The organism is Mesorhizobium opportunistum WSM2075 (genome assembly GCF_000176035.2).
Lineage (GTDB): Bacteria > Pseudomonadota > Alphaproteobacteria > Rhizobiales > Rhizobiaceae > Mesorhizobium > Mesorhizobium opportunistum.
Window position 1 is genome coordinate 5,892,129 of the sequence record NC_015675.1, and the last position, 23,336, is coordinate 5,915,464.

The 23,336-nt window shown below is 64.1% G+C and carries 19 protein-coding genes; 12 read left to right on the top strand and 7 right to left on the bottom strand.

The window, feature by feature from the left end; translation table 11 throughout:
* Positions 1–56 precede the first annotated feature (56 nt).
* From MESOP_RS28430 to MESOP_RS28440, 3 genes are all read right to left on the bottom strand, one after another.
* Positions 57–1,109 (bottom strand): substrate-binding domain-containing protein, encoded by a 1,053-nt coding sequence (locus MESOP_RS28430; protein WP_013896800.1) that lies wholly within the window; start codon positions 1,107–1,109, stop codon positions 57–59.
* Positions 1,110–1,158: 49 nt separating this feature from the next.
* Positions 1,159–2,154, bottom strand: coding sequence for an ABC transporter permease (locus tag MESOP_RS28435; RefSeq protein WP_013896801.1), 996 nt, complete (start codon positions 2,152–2,154; stop codon positions 1,159–1,161).
* 82 nt (positions 2,155–2,236) lie between these two features.
* Positions 2,237–3,748, bottom strand: a complete 1,512-nt coding sequence (locus MESOP_RS28440) for a sugar ABC transporter ATP-binding protein (RefSeq protein WP_013896802.1) — start codon at positions 3,746–3,748, stop codon at positions 2,237–2,239.
* 137 nt (positions 3,749–3,885) lie between these two features.
* On the opposite strand from MESOP_RS28440, the gene mtnK reads away from it, so the two are divergent.
* Together mtnK and mtnA are read left to right on the top strand one after the other, a co-directional pair.
* Positions 3,886–5,160, top strand: coding sequence for an S-methyl-5-thioribose kinase (mtnK, locus tag MESOP_RS28445; RefSeq protein WP_013896803.1), 1,275 nt, complete (start codon positions 3,886–3,888; stop codon positions 5,158–5,160).
* A complete protein-coding gene (mtnA, locus tag MESOP_RS28450) occupies positions 5,157–6,251 on the top strand; it encodes an S-methyl-5-thioribose-1-phosphate isomerase (protein ID WP_013896804.1) in 1,095 nt (364 codons plus the stop codon). Before mtnK ends, mtnA begins: the two co-directional genes overlap by 4 nt.
* A 26-nt stretch (positions 6,252–6,277) precedes the next feature.
* On the opposite strand, the gene MESOP_RS28455 is transcribed toward mtnA, so the two are convergent.
* The 3 genes from MESOP_RS28455 to nanR all read right to left on the bottom strand — a co-directional run bounded on the left by MESOP_RS28455 (position 6,278) and on the right by nanR (position 8,937).
* The gene (locus MESOP_RS28455) at positions 6,278–7,078 is read right to left on the bottom strand and encodes a sugar phosphate isomerase/epimerase family protein (protein WP_013896805.1); all 801 of its coding nucleotides are present in this window, start codon (positions 7,076–7,078) and stop codon (positions 6,278–6,280) included.
* Between the two features lie 60 nt (positions 7,079–7,138).
* Positions 7,139–7,984: a phosphogluconate dehydrogenase C-terminal domain-containing protein gene (locus tag MESOP_RS28460; RefSeq protein WP_013896806.1), complete on the bottom strand. Its 846-nt coding sequence runs from the start codon at positions 7,982–7,984 to the stop codon at positions 7,139–7,141.
* Positions 7,985–8,223: 239 nt separating this feature from the next.
* Positions 8,224–8,937, bottom strand: a complete 714-nt coding sequence (nanR, locus tag MESOP_RS28465; protein ID WP_013896807.1) for a transcriptional regulator NanR — start codon at positions 8,935–8,937, stop codon at positions 8,224–8,226.
* Positions 8,938–9,304: 367 nt separating this feature from the next.
* Between nanR and MESOP_RS28470 the strand changes: the two genes are divergently transcribed.
* From MESOP_RS28470 to apnL, 10 genes are all read left to right on the top strand, one after another.
* The gene (locus MESOP_RS28470; RefSeq protein WP_013896808.1) at positions 9,305–10,327 is read left to right on the top strand and encodes an ABC transporter substrate-binding protein; all 1,023 of its coding nucleotides are present in this window, start codon (positions 9,305–9,307) and stop codon (positions 10,325–10,327) included.
* 68 nt (positions 10,328–10,395) lie between these two features.
* Complete coding sequence (locus MESOP_RS28475) at positions 10,396–12,870, top strand: ATP-binding cassette domain-containing protein (protein ID WP_013896809.1); 2,475 nt, start codon at positions 10,396–10,398, stop codon at positions 12,868–12,870.
* Positions 12,867–13,898, top strand: coding sequence for an ABC transporter permease (locus MESOP_RS28480; RefSeq protein ID WP_013896810.1), 1,032 nt, complete (start codon positions 12,867–12,869; stop codon positions 13,896–13,898). The genes MESOP_RS28475 and MESOP_RS28480 overlap by 4 nt, the downstream gene beginning before the upstream one ends.
* Before the next feature lie 110 nt (positions 13,899–14,008).
* A complete protein-coding gene (locus MESOP_RS28485) occupies positions 14,009–14,836 on the top strand; it encodes a phosphogluconate dehydrogenase C-terminal domain-containing protein (protein ID WP_013896811.1) in 828 nt (275 codons plus the stop codon).
* Between the two features lie 442 nt (positions 14,837–15,278).
* Positions 15,279–16,220: a D-ribose ABC transporter substrate-binding protein gene (locus MESOP_RS28490; RefSeq protein WP_013896812.1), complete on the top strand. Its 942-nt coding sequence runs from the start codon at positions 15,279–15,281 to the stop codon at positions 16,218–16,220.
* Positions 16,221–16,297: 77 nt separating this feature from the next.
* The gene (locus MESOP_RS28495) at positions 16,298–16,960 is read left to right on the top strand and encodes a DUF2291 family protein (RefSeq protein WP_013896813.1); all 663 of its coding nucleotides are present in this window, start codon (positions 16,298–16,300) and stop codon (positions 16,958–16,960) included.
* Positions 16,957–18,558 (top strand): sugar ABC transporter ATP-binding protein, encoded by a 1,602-nt coding sequence (locus tag MESOP_RS28500; RefSeq protein ID WP_013896814.1) that lies wholly within the window; start codon positions 16,957–16,959, stop codon positions 18,556–18,558. The genes MESOP_RS28495 and MESOP_RS28500 overlap by 4 nt, the downstream gene beginning before the upstream one ends.
* Positions 18,551–19,615, top strand: coding sequence for an ABC transporter permease (locus MESOP_RS28505; protein ID WP_013896815.1), 1,065 nt, complete (start codon positions 18,551–18,553; stop codon positions 19,613–19,615). Before MESOP_RS28500 ends, MESOP_RS28505 begins: the two co-directional genes overlap by 8 nt.
* A gap of 2 nt (positions 19,616–19,617) precedes the next feature.
* The gene (locus MESOP_RS28510; RefSeq protein ID WP_013896816.1) at positions 19,618–20,652 is read left to right on the top strand and encodes a Gfo/Idh/MocA family protein; all 1,035 of its coding nucleotides are present in this window, start codon (positions 19,618–19,620) and stop codon (positions 20,650–20,652) included.
* Positions 20,649–22,487, top strand: coding sequence for a D-apionate lactonase (gene apnL / locus MESOP_RS28515; RefSeq protein WP_013896817.1), 1,839 nt, complete (start codon positions 20,649–20,651; stop codon positions 22,485–22,487). Before MESOP_RS28510 ends, apnL begins: the two co-directional genes overlap by 4 nt.
* 9 nt (positions 22,488–22,496) lie before the next feature.
* Here the strand turns inward: apnL and MESOP_RS28520 are convergent, their stop codons facing one another.
* Positions 22,497–23,210, bottom strand: coding sequence for a transcriptional regulator NanR (locus MESOP_RS28520; protein WP_013896818.1), 714 nt, complete (start codon positions 23,208–23,210; stop codon positions 22,497–22,499).
* Positions 23,211–23,336 lie beyond the last annotated feature (126 nt).

Genomic DNA, 23,336 nt, shown 5'->3' on the forward strand with positions numbered 1-23,336 from the left:
AGCGATCTGCTGCGGGCGACTCTCGTACCATCCTACAAGCCGTAAAGTGACGAACCTTACTTCGTGTTGGGGTTCGGCATCCAGGCGGGCATCGCGACATCGGCATGGGCGAACTGCGGCAGCTTGGCCGACAGGTCTTCCATATTCTTGATGTCCTTGTCGACCAGCTCCTTCTGTGTGATCAGCGTCGGCGGCACGATGACGTTGTGGCCGGGATCCTCACCGGCGAGCAGCTGCGCCAGGGCGCGCACCGAGACCTGGCCGACGACGGCCGGGTTGGTGGCGGCGGTCGCCGCCCAGGCGCTGTCGGGCTCGCGCATCGCTGCGATGTCGGAGGTCGAGATGTCGGCCGAATAGATCTTGATGCCCTTGTTCAGGCCGGCTTCGTCGACGGCGATTTTCACGCCCTTGGCGAATTCGTCATAGGGGGCGAACATCACCTTGATGTCGGGGTGAGCCGACAGCACCGAGCGCGCCTGGTTGGCGACGGAGTTGGCGATCGGGTTGTCGAGCGTGCCGAACATCGCGACTTCCTTGATGCCGGCATATTTCTTCTTGACGTCGACCCAGGTCTCGTTGCGGCGGTCGAGCGGCGCGATGCCGGCGACATAGACGTAACCGGCATTCCAGCTCTCGCCATTGTCCTTGACCGCCTGTTCAAGTGCCAGGCGCGCCAGATCCTTGTCGGACTGCTCGATCTGCGGGATCTTGGGGTTTTCGACATTGACGTCGAAGGCCACCACCTTGATGCCGGCGTCAACCGCACGCTGCGCGGCGTCCTTCATCGATTCCGTCAGGCCGTGCTGGATGATGATGCCCTGAACGCCAAGCGCGATGGCCTGGTCGACCATATCCGATTGAAGCGCTGCATCCTGGCGGCTGTCGAGGACGCGCAGGTCGATGCCGAGCGCCTTCGACTGTGCCTCGACGCCCGAAAGATAGGCCTGGAAGAAGTCGCCGGTCGAGAGGTAGCGCACCAGTGCGATCTTGACGCCGGGCTTGTCGAACGGCGCCGGCTTGTCCGCGGCCAGCGCCGGGACCTGCATCAGCATGGTTGCGCCGGCGAGCCCGAGCGCCACCTTCCCCAGAAGTCTTCTTGTGATGTTCACCTTGTTTTCCTCCACTCTTGTTGAACCCAAAATCCTGTCCGGTCGAAAATTACCCCCTGCCCCTGCCCGACAGGGCAAAGGTAAAGACAAGGGCGACGACCAGAACCACGCCCTTGACGAAATCCTGCGTGTAGTAAGGCGCGTTCATCATCGTCAGGCCCTGCAGCAAGATGCCGACGAACAGCGCGCCCACGGCAGTGCCGAAGGCGTTCGGCTTGGCGGCGCCGAGCACCGCATAGCCGATCAGCGCCGCGGCAACCGCATCGAGCAGCAGATTATTACCCGAGGCGATGTCGCCGCGTCCAAGCCGGGCGGCGAGCAAAATGCCGCCGATCGAGGCAAAAACTCCTGAAATAACGTAGGCCCAGATCTTGTATGCCTTGACAGGCGCGCCGGCGAGTTCGGCGGCGCGCTCGTTGGAGCCGACCGCATACATCATGCGGCCGAAACGGGTGTATTCGAGGAAGAACCAGATCAGCACAGCGAGCACCAGCAGCACGACGACCGACACGGGAATGAGGTTCGGGATGAAGAAATCGAAGCGGTGGCGGCCGAGCGCCAGGAAAGCGTCGGAGAATTTGCCGTTGGCGACCGAGCCATCGGGCATGGTCATGCCGGTGGCGATCGAGCGGCCCTCCGTCGGGATGCGCTGCAGGCCGACGAGCAGGAACATCATGCCGAGCGTCGCCAACAGATCGGGCACGCGCATATAGACGATCAGCCAGCCATTGATCAGGCCGACAATGGCGCCGATGAGCAGGCAGACGACGACCGCGACGACCACGTTCTGCTCCAGCACCACCATGACATAGGCGGCAGCCATCATGGCCGACGTGGCGACCGAACCGATCGAGAGATCAAAGCCGCCAACGACCAGCGTGGCGGTGACGCCGAGCGCCAGCACGCCGGTGATGGCGACCGACTGGAAGATGAAGACGGCACTTTGCGGCGAGACGAACCCGTCGGCCGCGATCGCGAAATAGGCGACCAGCCCGAACAGGAGGACGATGAATCCGTAACGGATGGCGGAGTCGCGAAGCGTCATTCAGCGCTTCCCCGCGCGGTTGCCATCTTCACCCAACTCGAACTCATGGTCTCTCCATTCCAATTCCCATTCGCCGCCACATTCAGGCCGCGCTGTGCAGCGGTCCGCCGGCGACCTCGGCCAGCAGGCGATCGAGGTCGACATCGGCGTTGCGGTGTTCGCCGACGATTGCGTGCTCCGACATCACCAGGATGCGATCGGCCGTCTCCAGCGCCTCGTCGAGTTCGGTGACGAACAAAAGCGTCGCGCGGCCATTGGCGCTGGCTCTCAGCTTGGCGGCGATATCGCGCCTGGCCGAAATGTCGACCCCTTGGAACGGCTCGTCGAGGATAAACAGCTTCGCATCCTGCGCCATCCAGCGGGCAACCATCACCTTCTGCTGGTTGCCGCCGGACAGTGCCGACATCTCGTCCTTCTCGGAGCGGCAGACGATGCCCAGCTCCTCGATCTGCCGGCGCGCGGTGGCGCGTTCGCGGCGGCGCTTGAGCACGCTGAAGTTCGACATTCGCTTCAGGAACGGGAGGCTGACATTGCGCTCGATGTTGAAGTCGCCGACGATGCCGCTGGTGGCGCGGTCCTTGGCGACGAGGAACACGCCGGCGGCAATCGCGTCGCCGGCCGAGCGCGGCCTATAGGGCTTGCCGTTCATCGTCATGGTGCCGGCGAGCGGCTTGCGCACACCGAACAGCGTTTCGGCAAGTGCCGTCTTGCCGACACCGACGAGACCGGTGATGGCGACGACCTCGCCATCGCCAAGCGTCAGCGAGATCGGCCTGGCGCCCTGAGCGATGCGAAGGTTTTCGACGGTCAGGACCGGCTTAGCCGAACTCCTGGCAACGATCTGGTCGAGGCGGATCTTGCGGCCGAGCATGGCGTTGACCGCGCCTTCATAGTCGAGCGGCTTGATGTCGAAGGCGCCCGAGACGACCCCATCGCGCATCGAGACGATGCGGTCGGCAAGCCGCCGGATGTCCGACATGCGGTGCGAGATATAGAGGATCGCCACGCCTTGCTCACGCAGCCTGTCGACCAGCGCGAACAGCCGGTCGGCCTCGGCGCTGGAGAGCGACGAGGTTGGCTCGTCGAGGATCAGCACTTTCGGCTGGTGCGCCAGGGCGCGCGCAATCGCCACCATCTGGCGATCGGCCAGCGAAAGATCGTTGACCCGCGCCTTCAAATCGATGGCCAATCCCATGCGGTCGGCAACCGCCTTGGCCTCGCGGCGGACGCGGACCGGATTGAACAGGGTCGGTACGCCCCGGCCGCTCAGCCTGTCGAGTGTCAGGTTGGTGGCGACGTCAAGGTCGGCGACGACGCCATCGTTGATGTTCTGGTGCACGGTGACGACGCCGGCGCGGATCGCTTCGGCCGGCGTGTTCGGCGCGAAATCCTGGCCGGCCAGCGTCATGGTGCCGCCGCCATTTTCATAGACACCGCTGACGATCTTGACGAGGGTTGATTTACCGGCGCCGTTGGCGCCCATCAGCACGGTCACTTCACCGGCATGCAGGTCCAGCGAGACGCCACCAAGCACCTCGTTGCGGCCAAAGGATTTCCTCAGTCCCTCTACGCGGAACACGGCACTGCCGACCATGCGTTCCTCCCTGACCGTGACGCTATGGTTTACGTCGGCAATTGTCAACACGATTGACAATTGCCAGACAGCTTCCTAGCTTGGCCCAGCCGCTAAGGCTCCCCTATGATCGGAGCACATAAGCGGGAGGGAGAAGAATGACCGGGAAATTGCCGTTCGAAGCACTGTCGGTGGAGACGCTTGCAACGCGCCTCGGCCCGAACGAGGCGCTGTGCGCGAGGATCGGCAACGACACCAGCGCCTGGAAGGTCCGCGAGGTCGGCGACGGCAATCTCAACCTGGTGTTCATCGTCGAGGGTGCCTCGGGCGCTGCCGTCGTCAAGCAGGCCCTGCCCTATGTCCGCCTGGTCGGCGACAGCTGGCCGCTGCCCTTGAAGCGTTCCTTCTTCGAATACCACGCGCTGACGAGACAAGAGGCGCGCGCGCCTGGCTCTGTGCCGGCGATCTACTATTTCGATGAAGGCCAGGCGCTGATCATCATGGAGTATCTGGCACCGCCGCACATCATCCTGCGCCGCGCCCTGATCGACGGCCGGCAATTGCCGAACATCGCCAGGGACATCGGCCTGTTCATGGCTCGCACTTTGTTTCGCGGCTCCGACCTGTCGATGGCGACCAAGGACCGCAAGGCCGACCTGGCGCTGTTCGCCGACAATGTCGAGCTTTGCGACATCACCGAGAACCTGGTGTTCTCCGACCCCTATTTCGACGCCAAGATGAACCGGCATACCTCGCCGCAGCTCGACGCCCTCGTCGCCGAACTGCGCGCCGACCGCGACCTCAAGGTCGAGGCGCAACGGCTGAAGCACATTTTCGCCGCCAATGCCGAGACGCTGCTGCATGGCGACCTGCATTCCGGCTCGATCATGGTCACCGACCAGGAAACACGGATGATCGATCCGGAGTTCGCCTTCTACGGTCCGATGGCGTTCGATGTCGGCATGCTGCTCGCCAATTTCTGGATGTCGTTCTTCTCGCAGCGCGGACAGGAGCAGAAGGGCAAGCGCGATGCCATGCGCGCCTATCTGCTCGAGGTCACTACGGAGACCTGGGCCGTGTTCCGTGCCGAATTCTCGCATCTGTGGCGCACCGAGCGCACCGGCATGCTTTATCAAAAGAGCCTGTTCGAGGATCAGGGCGACATACTCGCCGCCGAGCAGGCGCTCGACCATGTGCTGCACCAGATCTGGACCGATCTGCTCGGCTTTGCCGGCATCGAGGTGCACCGGCGCATCCTCGGCCTCGCCCACAATGCCGATTTCGAGACCATTGCCGATGAAGATCTGCGCGCCAGTTGTGAGGCGAAGGCACTGAAATTCGGCCGCCACATCGCCGTCAACCGGCGGCAGATCCACAGCATCGACGAGGTCAATAAGCTGGCCGTGCTGATCGAACAGGAGAACGGAATTTGAACGTCGGCGGTCGCCACTATCGGACTATCTGGCTGAGCGACGACGGGCGTTCGGTCGAAATCATCGACCAGCGCTGGCTGCCGCATGATTTCCGCATCGAGACAGTCGACACCGTCGCCGGCATCGCCACCGCCATCCGCGACATGTGGGTGCGCGGCGCGCCGCTGATCGGTGTCACCGCTGCTTATGGCGTCGCCATGCAGATGGCTGACGATGCGTCCGACCAGGCGCTCGATGCGGTATGGGAGACCTTGCACGAGACGCGCCCGACGGCGATCAATTTGCGCTGGGCGCTCGACGAGATGCGGCGCTTCCTCAAGCCACTTGCGCCGGAGCAGCGGGCCGCTGCCGCCTATCGGCGCGCCGGTGAAATCGCCGACGAGGATGTCGGGCTGAACCGCGCCATCGGCGAGAACGGACTTGCCATCATCAAGGCGATCGCCGCGCGCAAGCAGCCTGGCGAGCCGGTCAACATTCTCACCCACTGCAATGCCGGCTGGCTGGCCACCGTCGATTACGGCACCGCCACCGCACCGATCTACCTGGCTGTCGAGGCCGGCATTCCGGTCCATGTCTATGTCGACGAGACGCGGCCGCGCAACCAGGGCGCCCAGCTCACCGCGTGGGAGATGGCCGGCCATGGCGTGCCGCACACGCTGATCGTCGACAATGCGGGTGGCCATCTGATGCAGCGCGGCGCAATCGACATGGTCATCGTCGGCACAGACCGCACCACCGCCGACGGCGATGTCTGCAACAAGATCGGCACATATCTCAAGGCGCTGGCCGCCGCCGACAATGACGTGCCGTTCTATGTCGCCCTGCCCTCGCCGACCATCGACTGGACGGTGCATGACGGGCTGGCCGAGATCCCGATCGAGCAGCGCTCGGCCGACGAAGTCTCCTTGGTATGGGGCAAGAACGCCGCCGGCGAGATCGCGCAGGTGCGCATCTCGCCCGAGGCGACGCCGGCGGCCAACCCGGCCTTCGACGTGACGCCGGCACGACTGGTGACCGGGCTGATCACCGAACGCGGTGTCGCCAAGGCATCGCGCGACGGCCTGAAGGCGATGTTCCCCGAACGGCGATAGCGCAAGCGCGGACCCAACCTTCCGGTTCAGGAAGCGCTGTTCCCCGCGATCTCCAGCGCCTTCACGAAATGCAGCGAGCGCTGCAGGGCGCGACGAATGGTTTCGATATCGACCGGCCTGTTTCGGCGCTGGGGATCGCGGCGCTTCGGGCGCTCCAGGCGCAAGGGCAGTTCGATGCTGACCGGCAGCGTCGGGGGAAGCATCGCCCAGTATGGCTCGTAATCGACCGAGCCGTCCCCGACGGCACAGAATGCCCATCCCGCACCGGTGCCGACGATGTCCTTCAAATGGGCATGGCCAACGGCTTCGAGAGCCGTCGCGATATCTTCCGCCGGCTGCGTGGCCTCATCGCTGTAGGTGAAGACGTTTCCGGCGTCGTGGTTCAGGCGGACATGCCGCGATCCGATTTCGCGGACGAAGCTCGCCCCGGATCGGGCGTTGCCAAGCAAATCGTCCTTGCCGTGCCCGGGGTTCTCGAGCGCCAGGACGATACCGGCCTGTTCGAGCCTCGGCAGAACAGCATCGATCGTCCGGCGGATACTCGCCCGGCCCGTCATCGGGCCGGCATTGGTGATCAGGAACGATGCGCCGAGACCGGCGGCAAAGGCGACGCGCCGCAACAGCGCATCCACCGCATCAGGTCCCGATAGGTCGAGATGAGCCGAGACGGCATTGATGCCCAGCCTGGCACTGTCGGCTGTCTGGCGAAGCTTCGAGCCCTTGGTGTCGGTAAACATGCCTTCATCGAAATCGACATAGCCGCGAATGAAGGCCGGTTCGATATGGCTGGCGCCAGCAGCCGCGATCTCTTCGATGGCCAATTCCATGGAATAGCCATCGAAGAGCGCGGTCGATACCGAGGTGATCCGTGGCGTCGGAGGCAGCGCTCAGGCTCCCTTGCCGTAGACGATCAGCTCGGAGGCTTCCTTCACCTTGGCCGGAGACAAGGCCTCGCGCCAATCATCGCGGACCACGACACCCTTGGCGAAACGCATCAGGCGCAGCGCCGCATCGGACGGCACCTTTGGAGAGAAGCCGAACCACATGGCGATCTCGACATTCAGGTGGCCAATCAGAAAGTCGAGCGCGGCCTTTCTGGGAATGCCATATTTGCGTTCGCATTCCTCGACGGCCTCGACCATGGTGTCCACGAAGGGCATGGCGATCATTTCGGAAAGGCCTGGCTCGAGGATTGCCAGTTGCTCGACGGTGACGCGGTGGCTGTCGATGATCGGCGACCACATCGCCTTGCACACCTCTTCGCCAAGCGCATAGTGCTCCTCGGGGCCCTGCATCAGGGCGCAGACGATCGACTGCCTGGCAATGCCGCCGTGATAGTCGCGGCGGGCAGCCCATTCCGTCTCCTCGTTGAACAGGGGCGGATGACAGGGATGGCCGACAAAATAGGTCAGATCGGGCCGGTCCTTCGGCAGGTCGCCGGCGTAAGGCGCGGCGGCATCGAGAATGAGAAGCATCGCGCCGCTGGCGAGCATCGGCGATATCTGCCGTGCGACCTGGCCGATGATATTGTCCGGCAGGGCCATGACCACGACCTTGGCGCCGGGGACGCCCTCTTCCATCGAGACGGCGCTGATGCCGGCCTCCGATAGCCGCTTGCGGCCGGCCTCGCCGACTTCCACGGCACGGACATCGTAGCCCGCTTCGATCAGCTTGCGCGCGACACGGAAGCCCATCTTGCCTCCCGCTCCAAGCAACGCCACGGATATCGTCATTCGCTTCTCTCCCAATTGCCTTGTGCGCCTCTAGCACGCCGATTCAGCCGAACCCTGCGTAGCTTCGATCTCCGGATGTGCGGCGCCTGCCGCAGCCATCTTGCAGGCTGTGGAGATACGACCGGCCCATGCCGCGTCCGCGCTGGACGGACATCCATGGAGGCGAGCGTTAGCACCAAAAAGATATCATGTCATCACATGAGCTTTGGTGCTCAAAAAATTTTGACCGATCCGGATACTCAGCCAGTCCCGCCGCCGGTCAGTTTCGAATACAGCTCATTGGCGCGGCCGATATGCTCGGCCATGGCGACGCTCGCGCCTTCCGGATCCCCGCTGGCGATCGCCTTGTAGATGCGTTCGTGCTCCTCGACCGTCAGGCGTTCGGCACCTTTCACCGCCACCAGGTCGCGCTTGAACCGCGACAGCCATTCGAGCATTCCCTTCGCCACCGCGGCTATCATGGAATTGCCGCTCATCTCGGCAATCACGGCGTGGAATTCCATGTCGGCGGCGACAAATCGCGCCTGGTCGCCCTTCGCATCGCGCAGGTGGCGCAGGGTCTCGGCAAGTCGCTCCAGGTTCTTGGCCGTGGCGCGCCGCGTGGCTATCCGCACCAGGCCGGTTTCCAACAAGAGCCTGACTTCCTTGAGTTCTTCGAGACCACGAGAGTTCGTCGCCAGCATCATGACCATCGCCGCGGAAACCTGATCGACGATCACCTCGGGCGTCGGATTGATGACGCGGGCACGTTCGCCGTGGGAAATCTTGATAAGGCCCATCTGCTGCAGCGTCAGCATGGCTTCGCGGATCGACGGGCGCCCGACGCCGATCATCGTCATCAATTCCTTTTCCGACGGCAATTGAGAGCCTGGCGGAAATTCGGATGTCGAGATCGCCGCCATCAGCCGGTCAAGCACCTCTACATACAACTTCTTCTTCTGGACCGGTTCCATGCATCCCTCCGCGATCATTCCTCCGGCATATCGATCCCGAGTCGCACCGGGAGGCAAGGCCCAGCGATCGATTGACATTACATATATGATGACCTAACGTCCACCCTGACCGGCGCCGATATGCCAAGCGACCGGCCAAAAGAGTTGCCGGAGCGAGCCGGCCTGATTGGCCAAGGCAAGAAAAAGACGAACCGGGCAGGCCGCTCTCGCTCTCGTCAGCGCAATCAAATGAGTCCCGCTACCGGCTTGCCTATTTGGTATGCTGGTATAACATGTAGATGGTATGGTGTCTCTCCGAGGGTGGGACGCCGTTACGGAATGGCATGCAAGCCGGCCATGCTGGCCGGTGTTTTTGGGAGGAAGTATCATGAAGTTTGCAATCGTAGCGGCGCTTGCCAGCACCGCGCTGGGGAGCGTGTTCGCACTGCCGGCAATGGCGTCTCCGGACGCCCCGGTGATCGCACTGACCAACGCCTATTACGGCAATACCTGGCGGCACCAGATGGTGGAGGCTTTCGAGGCCTCGGCCAAGGAAGCAAAGGCCGCTGGACAGATTTCCGACTACATCGTCATGAATGGCGACGGCTCAGTGGCGCAGCAGAACAGCCAGATCGCCGAACTGATCCTGAAGAAGGTCGACGTGCTTGCGGTCGATGCCGCCTCGGAAACCGCGGTCAACGGCATCATCGAGAAAGCCTGCAAGGCCGGCATCATCGTCGTGTCCTTCGATTCCGTCGCTTCGGCGCCCTGCAACTACCAGCTCAACTTCGATTTCAAGGGCTACAAGGCAACCCAGGCCGAGGCCGTCTTCAAGATGCTCGGCGGCAAGGGCAACGTCATCCAGGTGCGCGGCGTCAAGGGCTCGGCTCCCGACAACGACATGTTCAACGCCCAGCAGTCGGTGCTGGCGAAATATCCCGACATCAAGGTCGTCGCCACTGTCTATGGTCAGGCAACCGCCTCGGTCGCGCAGGCGGCCATCGCCAATGTGCTGCCCTCGCTGCCGCATGTTGATGCAGTGCTCGGCCAAGGCGGCAGCGACGATGTCGGCATCGCCCAGGCCTTCGTCCAATATGGTGGCGACTATGCCGGCACGATGCCGATCATCGAAGGCGGCGGCGGCACCGATTTCGTCAAATGGTGGGCCGACGAGAATGCCAAGAACGGCTACCAGACGGTCTCGATGAACACCACGCCCGGCATTGGCGGCGCCGCGTTCTGGCTCGGACTGTCGCTGCTCAAAGGCGCCAAGGCACCCAAGATGATGATCATGCCGGTGGCGACGGTCGACGCCAGCAATCTCAAGGAGTATGCCAAGCTGCCGGGCGGCCAGATCATCAGCCCCAGCTATTCGCTCGACTGGGTCAAGCAGAACCTCTTGAGCAAGTAACGCGACCAGCACAATGGATCGGGCGCCGAAGGTCGCCCGGTCCATGGCCGTGAAGAAACGGAGGACGAATGTCCCATCTTGCCGTTGCCGATCAGAAGGGTGCCGCCATGGCGCCCGCCGCCTCGATCCGGCAGGAAATCGTCTCGCTTTCACAGATCACCAAGAGTTTCGGGCCGACGCTGGCGAATGCCGAGATCGACCTCGCCATTTCGGCCGGCGAGATCATCGGCCTCGTCGGCGGCAACGGCGCCGGCAAGTCGACGCTGATGCGCATTCTCTGCGGCACGATGTGGCCGACGCTGGGCTCGATCTCGTTCGCCGGCCAGGCGCTGAGCTTCGCCGGCTACGACACGGCGGAAGCACAACGGCGCGGCATCCGCATGGTGCACCAGGAACTGTCGCTGTGCGCCAACCTCTCCGTGGCCGAGAACTTCTTCCTGGAAACACCCGCGGACGCGGCGAGCAGGCCAGGCTGGCGGACGCTTTACAGGGCCCGCGCGCGCTCGGCGCTGGATGCGGTGTTTCCCGGCAACGGCATCGATGTGGATGCCGAAATCGGCCAGCTCTCCATCGCCGAGCGGCAGATGGTCGAGATCGCCCGCGCCGCCGCCACTCCCGGCGTCAGGCTCATCGTTCTCGATGAACCGACCTCCTCCCTCGATCTCGATCGCTCCAAGCAGTTGCGGGCTTTCATCCGCGAGCGGGCCAAGGCGGGGCTAGCCTTCATCTTCATCAGCCACAAGCTGAAGGAAATCATCGACATCGCCACACAGGTGGTGGTGCTGCGAAATGGGCGCACCGCCTGGCGCGGCGACGTGGTGGACACTTCGATCGACCGCCTGGTGCAGCTCATGGGCGGCGACGCCAATCCGGTCCACCAGCACGGCGCTGCCGCCGTCGGCAGCGGGGGCGCGCTGGTGCGCCTGTCCGGAGACCTGACATCCGAGCTCGGCCGCGACATCGAGATCTTGCGCGGTGAAATCGTCGGACTGGCTGGGCTCGAGGGCAGCGGCCAGAAGGAGCTGCTGCATGCCATCTTCAAGCCTGGAAAGGATGGCGCCGTCACCAGGACCGGTGAAGCCGGCTTCATTGCCGGCGACCGCCAGAAGGAAGGCGTGTTTCCGCTTTGGAGCGTGCTAGGCAACATTTCCATCGGCAGCCTCGCGCGCCGGTCGGCGCTGGGCCTGGTCTCGGATCGGCTCAACCGCGAAAGCGCGGCCGACGCCGCCGGCCGGCTGCGGCTCGACGAAAGCCGCTTCGGGTCCAACATACTGGAGCTGAGCGGCGGCAACCAGCAGAAGGCGCTGGTGGCCCGCGCTCTCGTCGCCGATACGCCGGTCATCCTGCTCGACGATCCGACGCGCGGCGTCGACATCGCCACCAAGCAGGATTTCTACCGGCTCTGCAATGATATCGCGCGCAGCGGACGGACCCTCGTCTGGCACACGACCGAGGACGCGGAACTTTTGGCCTGCGACCGCGTGCTCGTCTTTGCCGGCGGGCGAATCGTCAAGGAACTGACCGGCGCGGCGATCACGGAGGCCGCGATCGTCGGGGCATCCTTCGTCCAGCAAGCCGACAAGCGCACCGACGCCGCGCAGAGCAGTGCCGGTGCGGCCGGGCTTGCCCGCAGGCTGGTGAACGCAGCTCCCTTCATCGGCCTCGCGGCCGTGCTGGCGGTGATGATCTCGGCCAACCCGGCGGTCGCCTCGATCTTCGGGCTCGACCTGCTTCTGATGCCGGCGCTGTCTCTGGTGCTGGTGACGGCAGCGCAGATGTTCATCGTCGGTGGCAGCGAAATCGATCTCGGCGTCGGCGCCTTCGCCGGCCTGGTCAGCGTGCTCAGCGCCACGCTGCTCTACGATCAGCCATGGCTCGGTGCGCTGGCGCTTTTGGCGGCGGTCGCCGCCTATGCCGGTCTCGGCGGGCTGATCCAGGCGCGCAAGATCCCGGCCATCGTCGTCACGCTCGGCGCCTCCTTCATCTGGGTGGGGCTGGGCTATGCGCTGCAGCCGACGCCGGGCGGCGCCAGTCCTGAATGGCTGACGGCGCTGTTCGGCTGGTCTCTCGACTTCCTGCCAACGTCCATCATCCTCATCGCCGCGGTCGCCCTGGTGGTCTTGGCGATCGACCGGCTGCCGCTCGGCGTGGTGCTGCGCGGCTTCGGCAACAACCCAACGGCGATGATCCGCTCTGGCTGGTCGCCGACACGCTACGCGCTGGTGCGCTATCTCATCGCCGGGTTGTTCGCGGCCGCCGCAGGGCTGTCGCTGACGGCGATCAACACGGCGAGCGACATCAATTCCGGCAATTCCTTCACACTGCTCAGCGTCGCCGCCGTGGTGATGGGCGGCTGCTCGCTGCTCGGCGGCATCGTCTCCCCGGTCGGCGCCATCGCCGGCGCGGTGACGCTGTCGCTGATCGGCGCGCTGCTCGGCACGCTCAATGTGAGCAGCGACTACAACGCCGCGACGCAAGGGCTGATCCTCATCGCGCTGTTGACGCTGCGTGGCCTGACCGCGGATCGCAGGAGCGAACAATGAACGCGCTGTCCGCCTTTACCTTCTGGGCGCAGAGGAATCGCTGGATCTGGGCGGCGATCGGGGTGTTGCTGCTCTGGCTGGTGCTCTCCGTGGTCACCAACCGGTTCAGCCTCTCCAGCCTGTCGGGCATCATTCTGTCGGCATCGTTCCTGACGGTCGTCGGCATCGGCCAGATGTTCGTCGTCACCACCGGGCGCGGCAACATCGACCTTTCCGTCGCCTCGGTGATCACGCTCAGCGCCTTCGTCGCGCTGCTCACCATCAAAGGCCAGGATGCCAACCTTGCCATTGGGGTCGCCGCCGCCGTCCTGCTCGGCCTCGCGGTCGGGCTGCTCAATTCGCTGCTCGTCGTCGGCCTTGGCATTCCGGCCATCATCGCCACGCTGGCGACCGGCTATGTGTTGGCAACCGCGACGCTCTTGTCGAACAAGGCTATCCCCGGCTTTGCCGTCAGCCCAGCGCTGAAGAGCTTGGCGACAGGCCGCATCTCGGGTGTTCCGATCATGGCCATCATCGCCATCCTGGGCGTGATGGCCGCCTCCTTCGTGCTGCGCTACACAGTGTTCGGGCAGGTCCTGTCGGCGGTCGGCCAGAATAGAACCGCTGCCCGGCTCGCTGCCATCAAGAACGACCGGGTGATCGCGGCGGCCTTCATCATCTCGTCGGTGCTGGCCTCGCTCGATGGACTGCTGCTCGGCGCCTATATCGGCGGCGCTTTCCTCGAAATGGGCCAGCCCTATCTGCTGCAGTCGATCGCTGCTGTCGTGCTTGGTGGCACGCTGATCTTCGGCGGTTCGGCGACCGCGCTCGGCACCCTGTTTGCCAGCATCCTGCTGATCCTGATCGTCACCACCATGCAGGTCATCGGGCTGCCTCCGGGCGCCCAGGATATCGTCCAGGGCATCGTCGTCATCTTCGTGCTGGCGCTGGCTGGCCGACAAGCCCTGGCGCGGCGCGCTTCCGTCGATGTCACGGACGGGGCGGCTGCAAAGACAGCACCAGGCGCGGCCACACCTCAGCCGAAGTGACCAACAGCAACCAACGATTCCACTTGCCAAATTGTGGTAGAGTGATCATACCAGTATGTGAGATGACGATCGCGCGACGGTCGCCTGTTTGATCAAGGAGCAAGGGCCAGATGACAACGATTGCACTGTTCGGTGCGGGCGGGAAAATGGGCTACCGCCTGGCAACCAATTTTCGCGGCTCGGACTACAAGATCCGCCATGTCGAGATCAGCGAGGCCGGCAAGGAGCGCCTGAAGACCGGGCTTGGCATCGACACGGTCAGCGTCGACGAGGCGCTCAAGGGTGCCGAGGTCGTGATCCTGGCGGTGCCGGACACCCATATCGGCAAGGTCGCCACCGGCATCGAAAGCAAGCTTGCCCCAGGCACGATGGTGATCGTGCTGGATGCGGCAGCCCCCTTCGCCGGGCATCTGCCTGATCGTGCCGATCTTACCTATTTCGTCACCCATCCCTGCCATCCGCCGATCTTCAACGACGAGACCGACATGGCCGCCAAGAAGGACTTCTTCGGCGGCGTCAAGGCCAAGCAGCATTTCGTCAGCGCCCTGATGCAAGGGCCGGAGGACGACTACGCCAAGGGCGAGAAGATCGCCCAGATCATCTGGGCGCCGGTGATGCGCTCGCACCGCGTGACGGTCGAACAGATGGCGCTGCTGGAACCCGGCCTTTCGGAGACGGTGTGCGCCTCGCTGCTCGTCGTCATGAAGGAAGCCCTCGACGAGGTCGTGGCGCGCGGCGTCGACCGGCAGGCGGCGCTCGATTTCCTGCTCGGCCACATGAATGTGCTCGGCGCCGTCATCTTCGGCGAGACCAAGGGCGTGTTCTCCGATGCCTGCAACAAGGCGATCGAGTTCGGCAAGCCGGTGCTGATGCGCGACGACTGGAAGCGGGTCTTCGAACCGCAGGAAATCGCCGCCAGCATCCAGCGCATTACTTGAGAGGGCGCTGTCTTCCCTTCTCCCCTTGCGGGAGAAGGTGGCCTCGCTAAGCGAGGTCGGATGAGGGGTGCTCCAAGGAACGCTACGTCTCACTTCGCTGGAACACCCCTCAACCGTCTCGCCGCTACGCGGCGATCCACCTTCTCCCACAAGGGGAGAAGGAAAAAAGGGCGCCCGCTTAGATACAGATCACCTGAATTAGTGGTTGACTCATCATACCAGTTAGCTTTAGCTGTTCGTGGGCTCGGATCGATCATGCTTCGCTGAAAATTCGAAGCCGGCGCGAGTGGAGGACGGCGGGGAGCGAAGCAAGAGCAGTTCGGATGACAGCCGGCAGACGGCTTGGAACCCGGATGGCACGCTGCCTGCATCGCTAAGACGAATTCAAATGCAGACGATGGCCTCGATCGATCGAGGCACGGTTTTTCAACGGGAGGACTTCATGAAACTTACACGCAGAATGACGCTTGCGGCTTTCGCCGGCGTATTGGCACTCGGCACCGCGGCACCGGCCTTTGCGGCCGACCTGATCGCCATCATCACCCCCTCGCACGACAATCCGTTCTTCAAGGCGGAGGCCGTCGGCGCCGAGGCAAAGGCCAAGGAGCTTGGCTACGACACATTGGTGCTGGTCCATGATGACGACGCCAACAAGCAGTCCGAGCTGATCGACACCGCGATCGGCCGTGGCGCCAAGGCGATCATCCTCGACAATGCCGGCGCCGATGCCACCGTCGCCGCCGTGCAGAAAGCGAAGGACGCCGGCATTCCTTCCTTCCTGATCGACCGCGAGATCAATGCCACCGGCGTCGCCGTGGCGCAGATCGTCTCCAACAACTACCAGGGTGCCCAGCTCGGCGCGCAGGAATTCGTCAAGCTGATGGGCGAGAAGGGCAATTTCGTCGAGCTGGTCGGCAAGGAATCCGACACCAATGCCGGCATCCGCTCCAAGGGCTATCATGACGTCATCGATGACTATCCGGACCTGAAGATGGTCGCGCAGCAGTCGGCCAACTGGAGCCAGACGGAAGCCTATTCCAAGATGGAATCGATCCTGCAGGCCAATCCGGACATCAAGGGCGTTATCTCCGGCAATGACACGATGGCGATGGGTGCCTATGCGGCGCTGGCCGCGGCAAACCGCAAGGATGTCATCGTCGTCGGCTTCGACGGCTCGAACGACGTGCGCGACTCCATCACCTCCGGCGGCATCAAGGCCACGGTGCTGCAGCCGGCCTACGCCCAGGCGCAGATGGCGGTCGAGCAGGCCAACGACCTCATCAAGAACAAGAAGTCGCCCGAGAAGGAAAAGCAGCTGATGGACTGCGTTCTCGTCAATGGCGACAATGCCGCCAAGCTTGAGACATTCGCTCTGAAGAACTGAGCCGGCGCAACGCAAACAGCGAGGGGCGAGCCTAAGGTTCGTCCCTCGCCTTCATTTCACTGGGATGCTTGACCGCGATGCTGAACAAGCCGACCTGGCCAGTCAAGGCGATCTGGCCGATCCTTGCCCTGACCGCCAGCATTGGCCTCGGCGCCTGCAAAATCCTGCCGACGCCGTCGGCGAAAGGCGACGCCAACGCGTCGGCCTTCAACCCGGACAAGATGGTCGAGGATATCTGGACTTCGAAGGTCATCCCTTATCTCAGCCAAAAAGCCGGGCCGTTCGCCGAGGTCCATGCGCTGGCGAAAACGGATCAGGCGGCAGCCGGCGCCAAATACGGTAATCCCAAGAAGCAGGCGAATTCGCCATGGACCTTCGCGGTCCGCGTCGAAGGCAAGATCGTCGCGGCCAACACGCAGTCCCGCGCAGGCACGATGGATATCGACGTCGACGGCGACGGCAAGGCGGATGCACGTGTCCAGATCGGACCGGCAATGCGCGGAACGGCGTTGCGCGACAGCCTCGATTTCGTCCAGTTCAACGATTTCACCAACCAGATCGACTTCGCCCAGTTCGGCAAGGCGTTCAACGCCCATGCCGACAAGACGGTGCTTTCCAAGCTGCCGCGCGAGGCGCTGGAAGGCCGTACCGCCAAGGTGCTCGGCGCCTATACGATCGAAAGCGGCCAGGATCTGCCGTTGGTGACTCCGGCGGAGGTCGAGATCGGACCCAAGCCATGAGCACGGCGGCCGGTCACGACGTCATTTTGAAGCTGGCAGACGTCTCGAAGGTCTATGCCGGAACCGTCGCGGTCAAGCAGGCCAATTTCGAGGTGCGCAAGGGCGCGGTCAATGTTCTGGTCGGCGAAAACGGCGCCGGCAAATCGACGCTGATGAAGATCATTGCCGGCGTCGAGCAGCCGACGGCTGGACGCATCCTGCTCGACGGCAACGAAGTCTCGTTCTCGTCCTCCGGTGACGCGGTGAACCGCGGCATCGGCATGGTGTTCCAGGAACTGAATCTGTTCGGCAACATGACCGTCGCCGAGAACATTTTCGCCACCCGGGAGATCACCAACCGGTTTCGCAAGATCGACCGCAAGGAGCAGGAAAGGCGCGCGGGCACATTCCTCGAGCGGCTCGAGGCCGGGATACGGCCGGATATGCTGGTCGAGGATCTGCGCATCGGCCAGCAGCAGCTTGTCGAGATCGCCAAGGCAGTTTCGCTCGACGCGCGCATCCTGATCATGGACGAGCCGACCTCGGCGCTGAGCGCCGCCGAAGTCGAGATCCTGTTCAAGGTGATCGCCGACCTCAAGTCGCGCGGCGTGGCGATCGTCTATATCTCGCACCGGCTGGAGGAACTGATCCGCATCGGCGATTACATCACCGTGCTGCGCGACGGCCGCATCACCGGCCAGGAGGAGATGAGAAACGTCGACACACAGTGGATCGTGCGGCAGATGATCGGCTCGGACGCCAAGGATTTCGCCAAGGCCGACGACCATGCACCGGGCGAGGAAATCTTCCGCGCCGAGGACATCTGCCTGCCGCGCGCCACCGGCGGGCTGGCGGTCGACCACGTCTCGCTGTCGCTGCGCGCCGGCGAGATCCTCGGCATCTACGGGCTGATGGGCGCCGGGCGCAGCGAGTTGTTCGACTGCATCATGGGCCGCCACGGCCATGCCAGCGGCAACATCTTCATCGACGGAAAACAGGTCCGGGAACGCGATACGACGCGCCGCATCCGGCGGGGTCTGGCGCTGATCCCGGAGGACCGGCAGCGCGAGGGCCTGGTGTCGATCCTCTCCGTCGCCAGCAATTTGACGCTGGCAAGCCTGTCGCGCTTCGTCAGCCTGTTCCACATCCGCGGCGCCGCCGAACGGCAGGCCGTGGTGCAGATGGTGCGGGAACTCGCGATCAAGGTCGCCGATCCGGCGCAGGAGGTCTCGTCGCTGTCCGGCGGCAACCAGCAGAAAGTGGTGATCGGCAAGGCGCTGCTCACCGGACCCAAGGTGCTTCTGATGGATGAGCCCAGCCGCGGCATCGATGTCGGCGCCAAGGCCGACGTCTTTCGCACCATGCGCAAACTGTCGCGCGATGGGCTCGGCATCCTCTTCGCCACGTCAGACCTCGACGAGGTGATGGCGCTCTCCGACCGGATCGCGGTGATGAGCAATGGCAAGCTGACCGGCATGTTCGAGCGCGCCGAGGCGACCGAAGCCGCGATCGTCGCCGCATCGGCGCTCGGCCATGGACCTGTCCCCGCACATCCTGCCCCCGCAGATCTTGCCCCCATACATCTTGCCCCGCACATGGAGAGCAACGTCGATGACTGATATTCCGGCCAGGGCGGCTCATTCGTCGGCCGCCAGCGGTTCCGCACTGCTGACGCTGATGAAGCTCAGGACCTTCATCGCGCTTATTGCCGTGCTGGTGTTCTTCTCGATCGCGGCGCCGAACTTCCTGTCGGCGGCCAATCTGATCCTGATGGCCAAGCATGTGGCGCTCAACGCCTTCCTCGCCATGGGCATGACCTTCGTCATCATCACCGGAGGCATCGATCTTTCGGTCGGCTCGATCGTTGGCCTGTGCGGCATGGTGGCCGGCTATCTCGTGCTCAACGGCATTGACCTGCAGATCGGCTACACCATCTATTTCAACGTTTTCGAGATCGCCTTGATCACGCTGGCGGTCGGCATCCTGATCGGCGCCGTCAACGGATTGCTGATCACCAGATTGAACGTGGCGCCCTTCATCGCCACGCTCGGCGTGCTCTACGTGGCGCGCGGCCTGGCGCTGCTGTCCTCGGACGGGCGCACCTTCCCCAATCTGGTCGGCAAGCCGGAACTCGGCACCACCGGCTTCGGCTTCCTAGGCGCCGGCCGGCTCGTCGGCCTGCCAGTGTCGATCTGGATCCTGATCGTGGTGGCGCTGGGTGCCGCCTATCTCGCCAGATACACCCCGCTCGGCCGCCACATCTTCGCCGTCGGCGGCAACGAGCGCGCGGCGCGGATCTCGGGCGTGCGCGTCAACATGGTCAAGATGTTCGTCTACATGTTCTCCGGTTTCTGCGCGGCGATCGTCGGCCTGATCATCTCGTCGGAGCTGATGGCCTCGCATCCGGCGACCGGCGAAAGCTTCGAATTGAATGCCATCGCCGCGGCGGTGCTTGGCGGCACCTCGATGTCGGGCGGCCGCGGTACCATCGGCGGCACCATCGTCGGCGCCTTCGTCATCGGTATCCTGTCGGACGGGCTGGTGATGATGGGGGTGAGTTCCTTCTGGCAGATGGTGATCAAGGGCCTCGTCATCATCGTCGCGGTGGTCGTCGATCAGGCGCAGCGCCGGCTTCAGCAGCGCGTCACGCTGATGCAGATGGCAAAGGCGGGCTGATCATGGCGGAATTGCGTGGAGCGCTGATCGGCTGCGGCTTCTTCGCCGTCAACCAGATGCATGCCTGGCGCGACATCGAGGGCGCCTCGATCATCGCCATCTGCGACCGCGATCCGGAACGGCTCCAGATCGTCGGCGACCAGTTCGGCATCTCCAGGCGCTACACCGATGCGGCGGCGATGTTTGCAGGCGAGACACTCGACTTCGTCGACATCGCCACGACCGTCGGCAGCCACCGGCCGCTGGTCGAGTTGGCAGCCAGCCACCGCGTTCCGGTGATCTGCCAGAAACCGTTCGCGCCGAGCCTCGCCGACGCCAAGGCGATGGTCGCGGCCTGCGCCGCGGCCGGCGTGCCGCTGATGGTGCACGAGAACTTTCGCTGGCAATCGCCGATCCAGGCGGTGCGCGCAGTGCTCGACAGCGGCGAGATCGGCACACCCTTCTTCGGACGCATCTCCTTCCGCTCCGCCTATGACGTGTTTTCCGGCCAGCCTTACCTGGCAACCGGAAAACGCTTCATCATCGAGGATCTCGGTATCCACATTCTCGACATCGCCCGTTTTCTGTTGGGCGACGTATCGAGCCTCACTGCCCGCACCGCGCGCATCAATCCCGCCATTGCCGGCGAGGATGTCGCCACGATGCTGATGGACCACGAAAGCGGTGCCACCTCGGTTGTGGATTGCAGCTACGCGACAAAGCTCGCCGTCGAGCCGTTTCCCGAAACACTGATCGAGATCGATGGCAGCGACGGCACGATCCGGCTGGCGCAGGCGTACCAACTCACCGTCACCGGCAAGAGCGGCACGACGGTCAGGGACATTTCGCCGCCGCTACTGCCCTGGGCATCGCGGCCATGGCACAACATCCAGGAAAGCGTGCTGGCGATCCAGCGGCACTGGGTCGACTGCCTTGTCGGCGGCAAGGAGCCGGCGACCTCGGGCGCCGACAATCTCAAGACGTTAGCGCTGATCGAGGCTGCCTATGCCGGCGCCGCGAGCCGCGAACCGGTGCGGATGGACGAGCTGTTGAAATGAGCGTGGATGGCTTCCTCCTCTGCGGCACACGCGCGGCGGAAGCCAGACCGGTCCGGCTCAGCGCCGGCCCGCTCAGCGCCGATTTGGTCAACGGCAATTTGCGCAGCATCCGCCATGGCGGCACCGAGGTGCTGCGCGCCATCGCCTATATCGTGCGGGACCGCGACTGGGGCACCTACGAACCCGTGCTGGCGGACTTGACCATCGACCAGGGCGCCGATGCTTTCTGCGTCGGCTACACCGCAAGCTGCACCGGACCGGGCGAAAGCCGGCTCGCCTTCCGCGCCACCATCAAGGGAGCGGCCGACGGCCGGCTGGTGTTCGACGTCAGCGCGCTGCCCGAAAGCGATTTCGAGACCAACCGCTGCGGCTTCTGCATCCTGCATCCGATCGCGGGGCTTGCCGGCAGCCCGGTGACCATCGAGCATACAGACGGCAGCGTGGTGGACACGATACTGCCCGACCTGATCGACCCCTGGCAGCCTTTCAAGGATTTGCGCGCCATCACGCATGCGGTGCGGCCCGGCGTCACTGTCGAGTGCCGGATGGAAGGCGACACATTCGAGATGGAGGACCAGCGCAACTGGTCCGATGCCTCCTACAAGACCTATGTGCGGCCGCTGGCGCTGCCCTGGCCCTATGTGCTGCCGGCGGGCGAACCGGTGCGCCAGACAATCAGCCTGCGCATTGCGGGCGACGCCGGGCCTTCGGCCACGGCTTCGGGCAATGAGCCGGTCCGCATCGAGCTTGGCGAAGCCGGACCAAGACTGCCCGATATCGGCGTGGTCATTTATCCCGAGGATGTGGAGGCAGCGCTGGCGAACCTGCCGACGCTGTCGAAGCTCGGCCCACAGCAGCTTTTGCTCCACTTCGACCCGACGCGCGGCCACGGGGTCGAAGCCTTGCGCGCCCATGCCCGGCTTGCCGCCGCTTGCCCCGCTGCAACAACGCTCGAATGCGTTGTCGCCTGCACCGGCGATCTCGATGCCGAACTCGCAGCGGTCGCCGACATGGTGCGCCAGGCGGGCCTGCGGCTCGACGCCGTCGCGGTATCGCCTTCGGTCGACCGGCAGTCGACGCCGCCGGGCAGTGCCTGGCCGGCATGCCCGCCGCTCGAGGATGTCTACGCCGCCGCCCGCCGCGCCTTTCCCGATATCCGTCTCGGCGGCGGCATGTTCAGCTATTTCACCGAGCTCAACCGCAAGCGCGTTCCGGCCGGGCTGCTCGATTTCGTCACCCACTGCACCTGCCCGATCGTGCATGCCGCCGACGATCTCAGCGTGATGCAGTCGCTGGAGGCATTGCCGTTCATCACCCGGTCGGTGGGGGCGATCTTCGGCGACAAGCCCTACCGGATCGGGCCGTCCACCATCGCCATGCGGCAGAACCCCTATGGCGGCGCGACCAAGGACAATTTTGACGGCCAGCGCATCGCCATGGCCAATCGCGATCCGCGTCATGCCGCCCAGTTCGCCGCCGCATGGACGATCGGCTATGCCGCGCGCGTCGCGCCGGCCGGATTGGAGGTGCTGACGCTGTCCGGCTTCACGGGGCCGTTCGGCGTGCTGGCGGCATCCGGGGAACCTGCCGCCGAGGGATCGCCGCGGCCGATCTTCCAGGCCATCTCCGCGCTTTGCGGATTGGCTGGGCTCGCGCACGTTGCCGCGAAAACAAGCGACGAGACGCGGGTGCTGGCGCTGGCCGGGCGCTCCGCTTCGGGCGAGACCATCGCATGGCTGGCCAACCTGACGGCGGACGATGTCGCGGTCGACGCTTCCGCGCTTGGCGGGGGCCGTCTCGTCATGTCGCCCTACGCCATCGCCCGATTTGGCTAGACGCAGAGCCTACTTCTCGGAATTCATCACATAGAGCGCGCGCGAGCGTTCGAGATGCTTGATCATTGCCTTCTCGGCGCCGTCGGCATCTTTGTGCTCGATGCGGTCGATGATCTCCTCGTGCTCGGTCAGCGTGTACTTTTCCTTGCCGGTCCAGATCAGCATCTCGGTGTGGTATTCCTTCAGCCAGCCGAGCATCGCCTCGCTGACGGCGACATAGATCGGGTTGCCCGAAATCGCCGCGATCCGGCTGTGAAATTTCATGTCGGCGGAAATGAAGGCTTCCGAATTGCCGCGTGCGCCGCGCTGCTCGGCAACGGTTTCCTTGAGCTGCTGCACATCCTCGGCGGTGGCCCTTTCGGCGGCCTCCTTGACCATGCCGCGCTCGAAGAAGATGCGCGCGCTCTTCAGATGCTCGAGCGTGTCCTTCGATGAAGACAGGATGATCTTGGCCGCACCGTCGACCTGTCTGATGATCGACTTGGCGGTCAGCTGCAGCACCTTGGCCCGCTCGCCATGCGAGATGGCGACAAGGCCCATATTGCTCAACGCCTGCATGGCCTCGCGGATCGCAGGCCGGCCGACCTCGAAGCGCTCCATCAATTCGCGCTCCGACGGCATGTCATCGCCCGGCTGCAATTCGCCGCTGGTGATCAGCCGCTTCAGCCTCGCAAAGACTTCGTCGGAAAGCTTGCGCCGGACGATCGGTTCCGAACGGTTCATCGCCGCGAATCACTCCCTTGCCCCGATTCCTGTGTAGCATTCCGGGCAGGACTATCGGAATGCCTGCCCTTAACCGACGCCCGTCGCGGCAGCCGGGATATTTGCTTGCAATACTTATGTACTCAT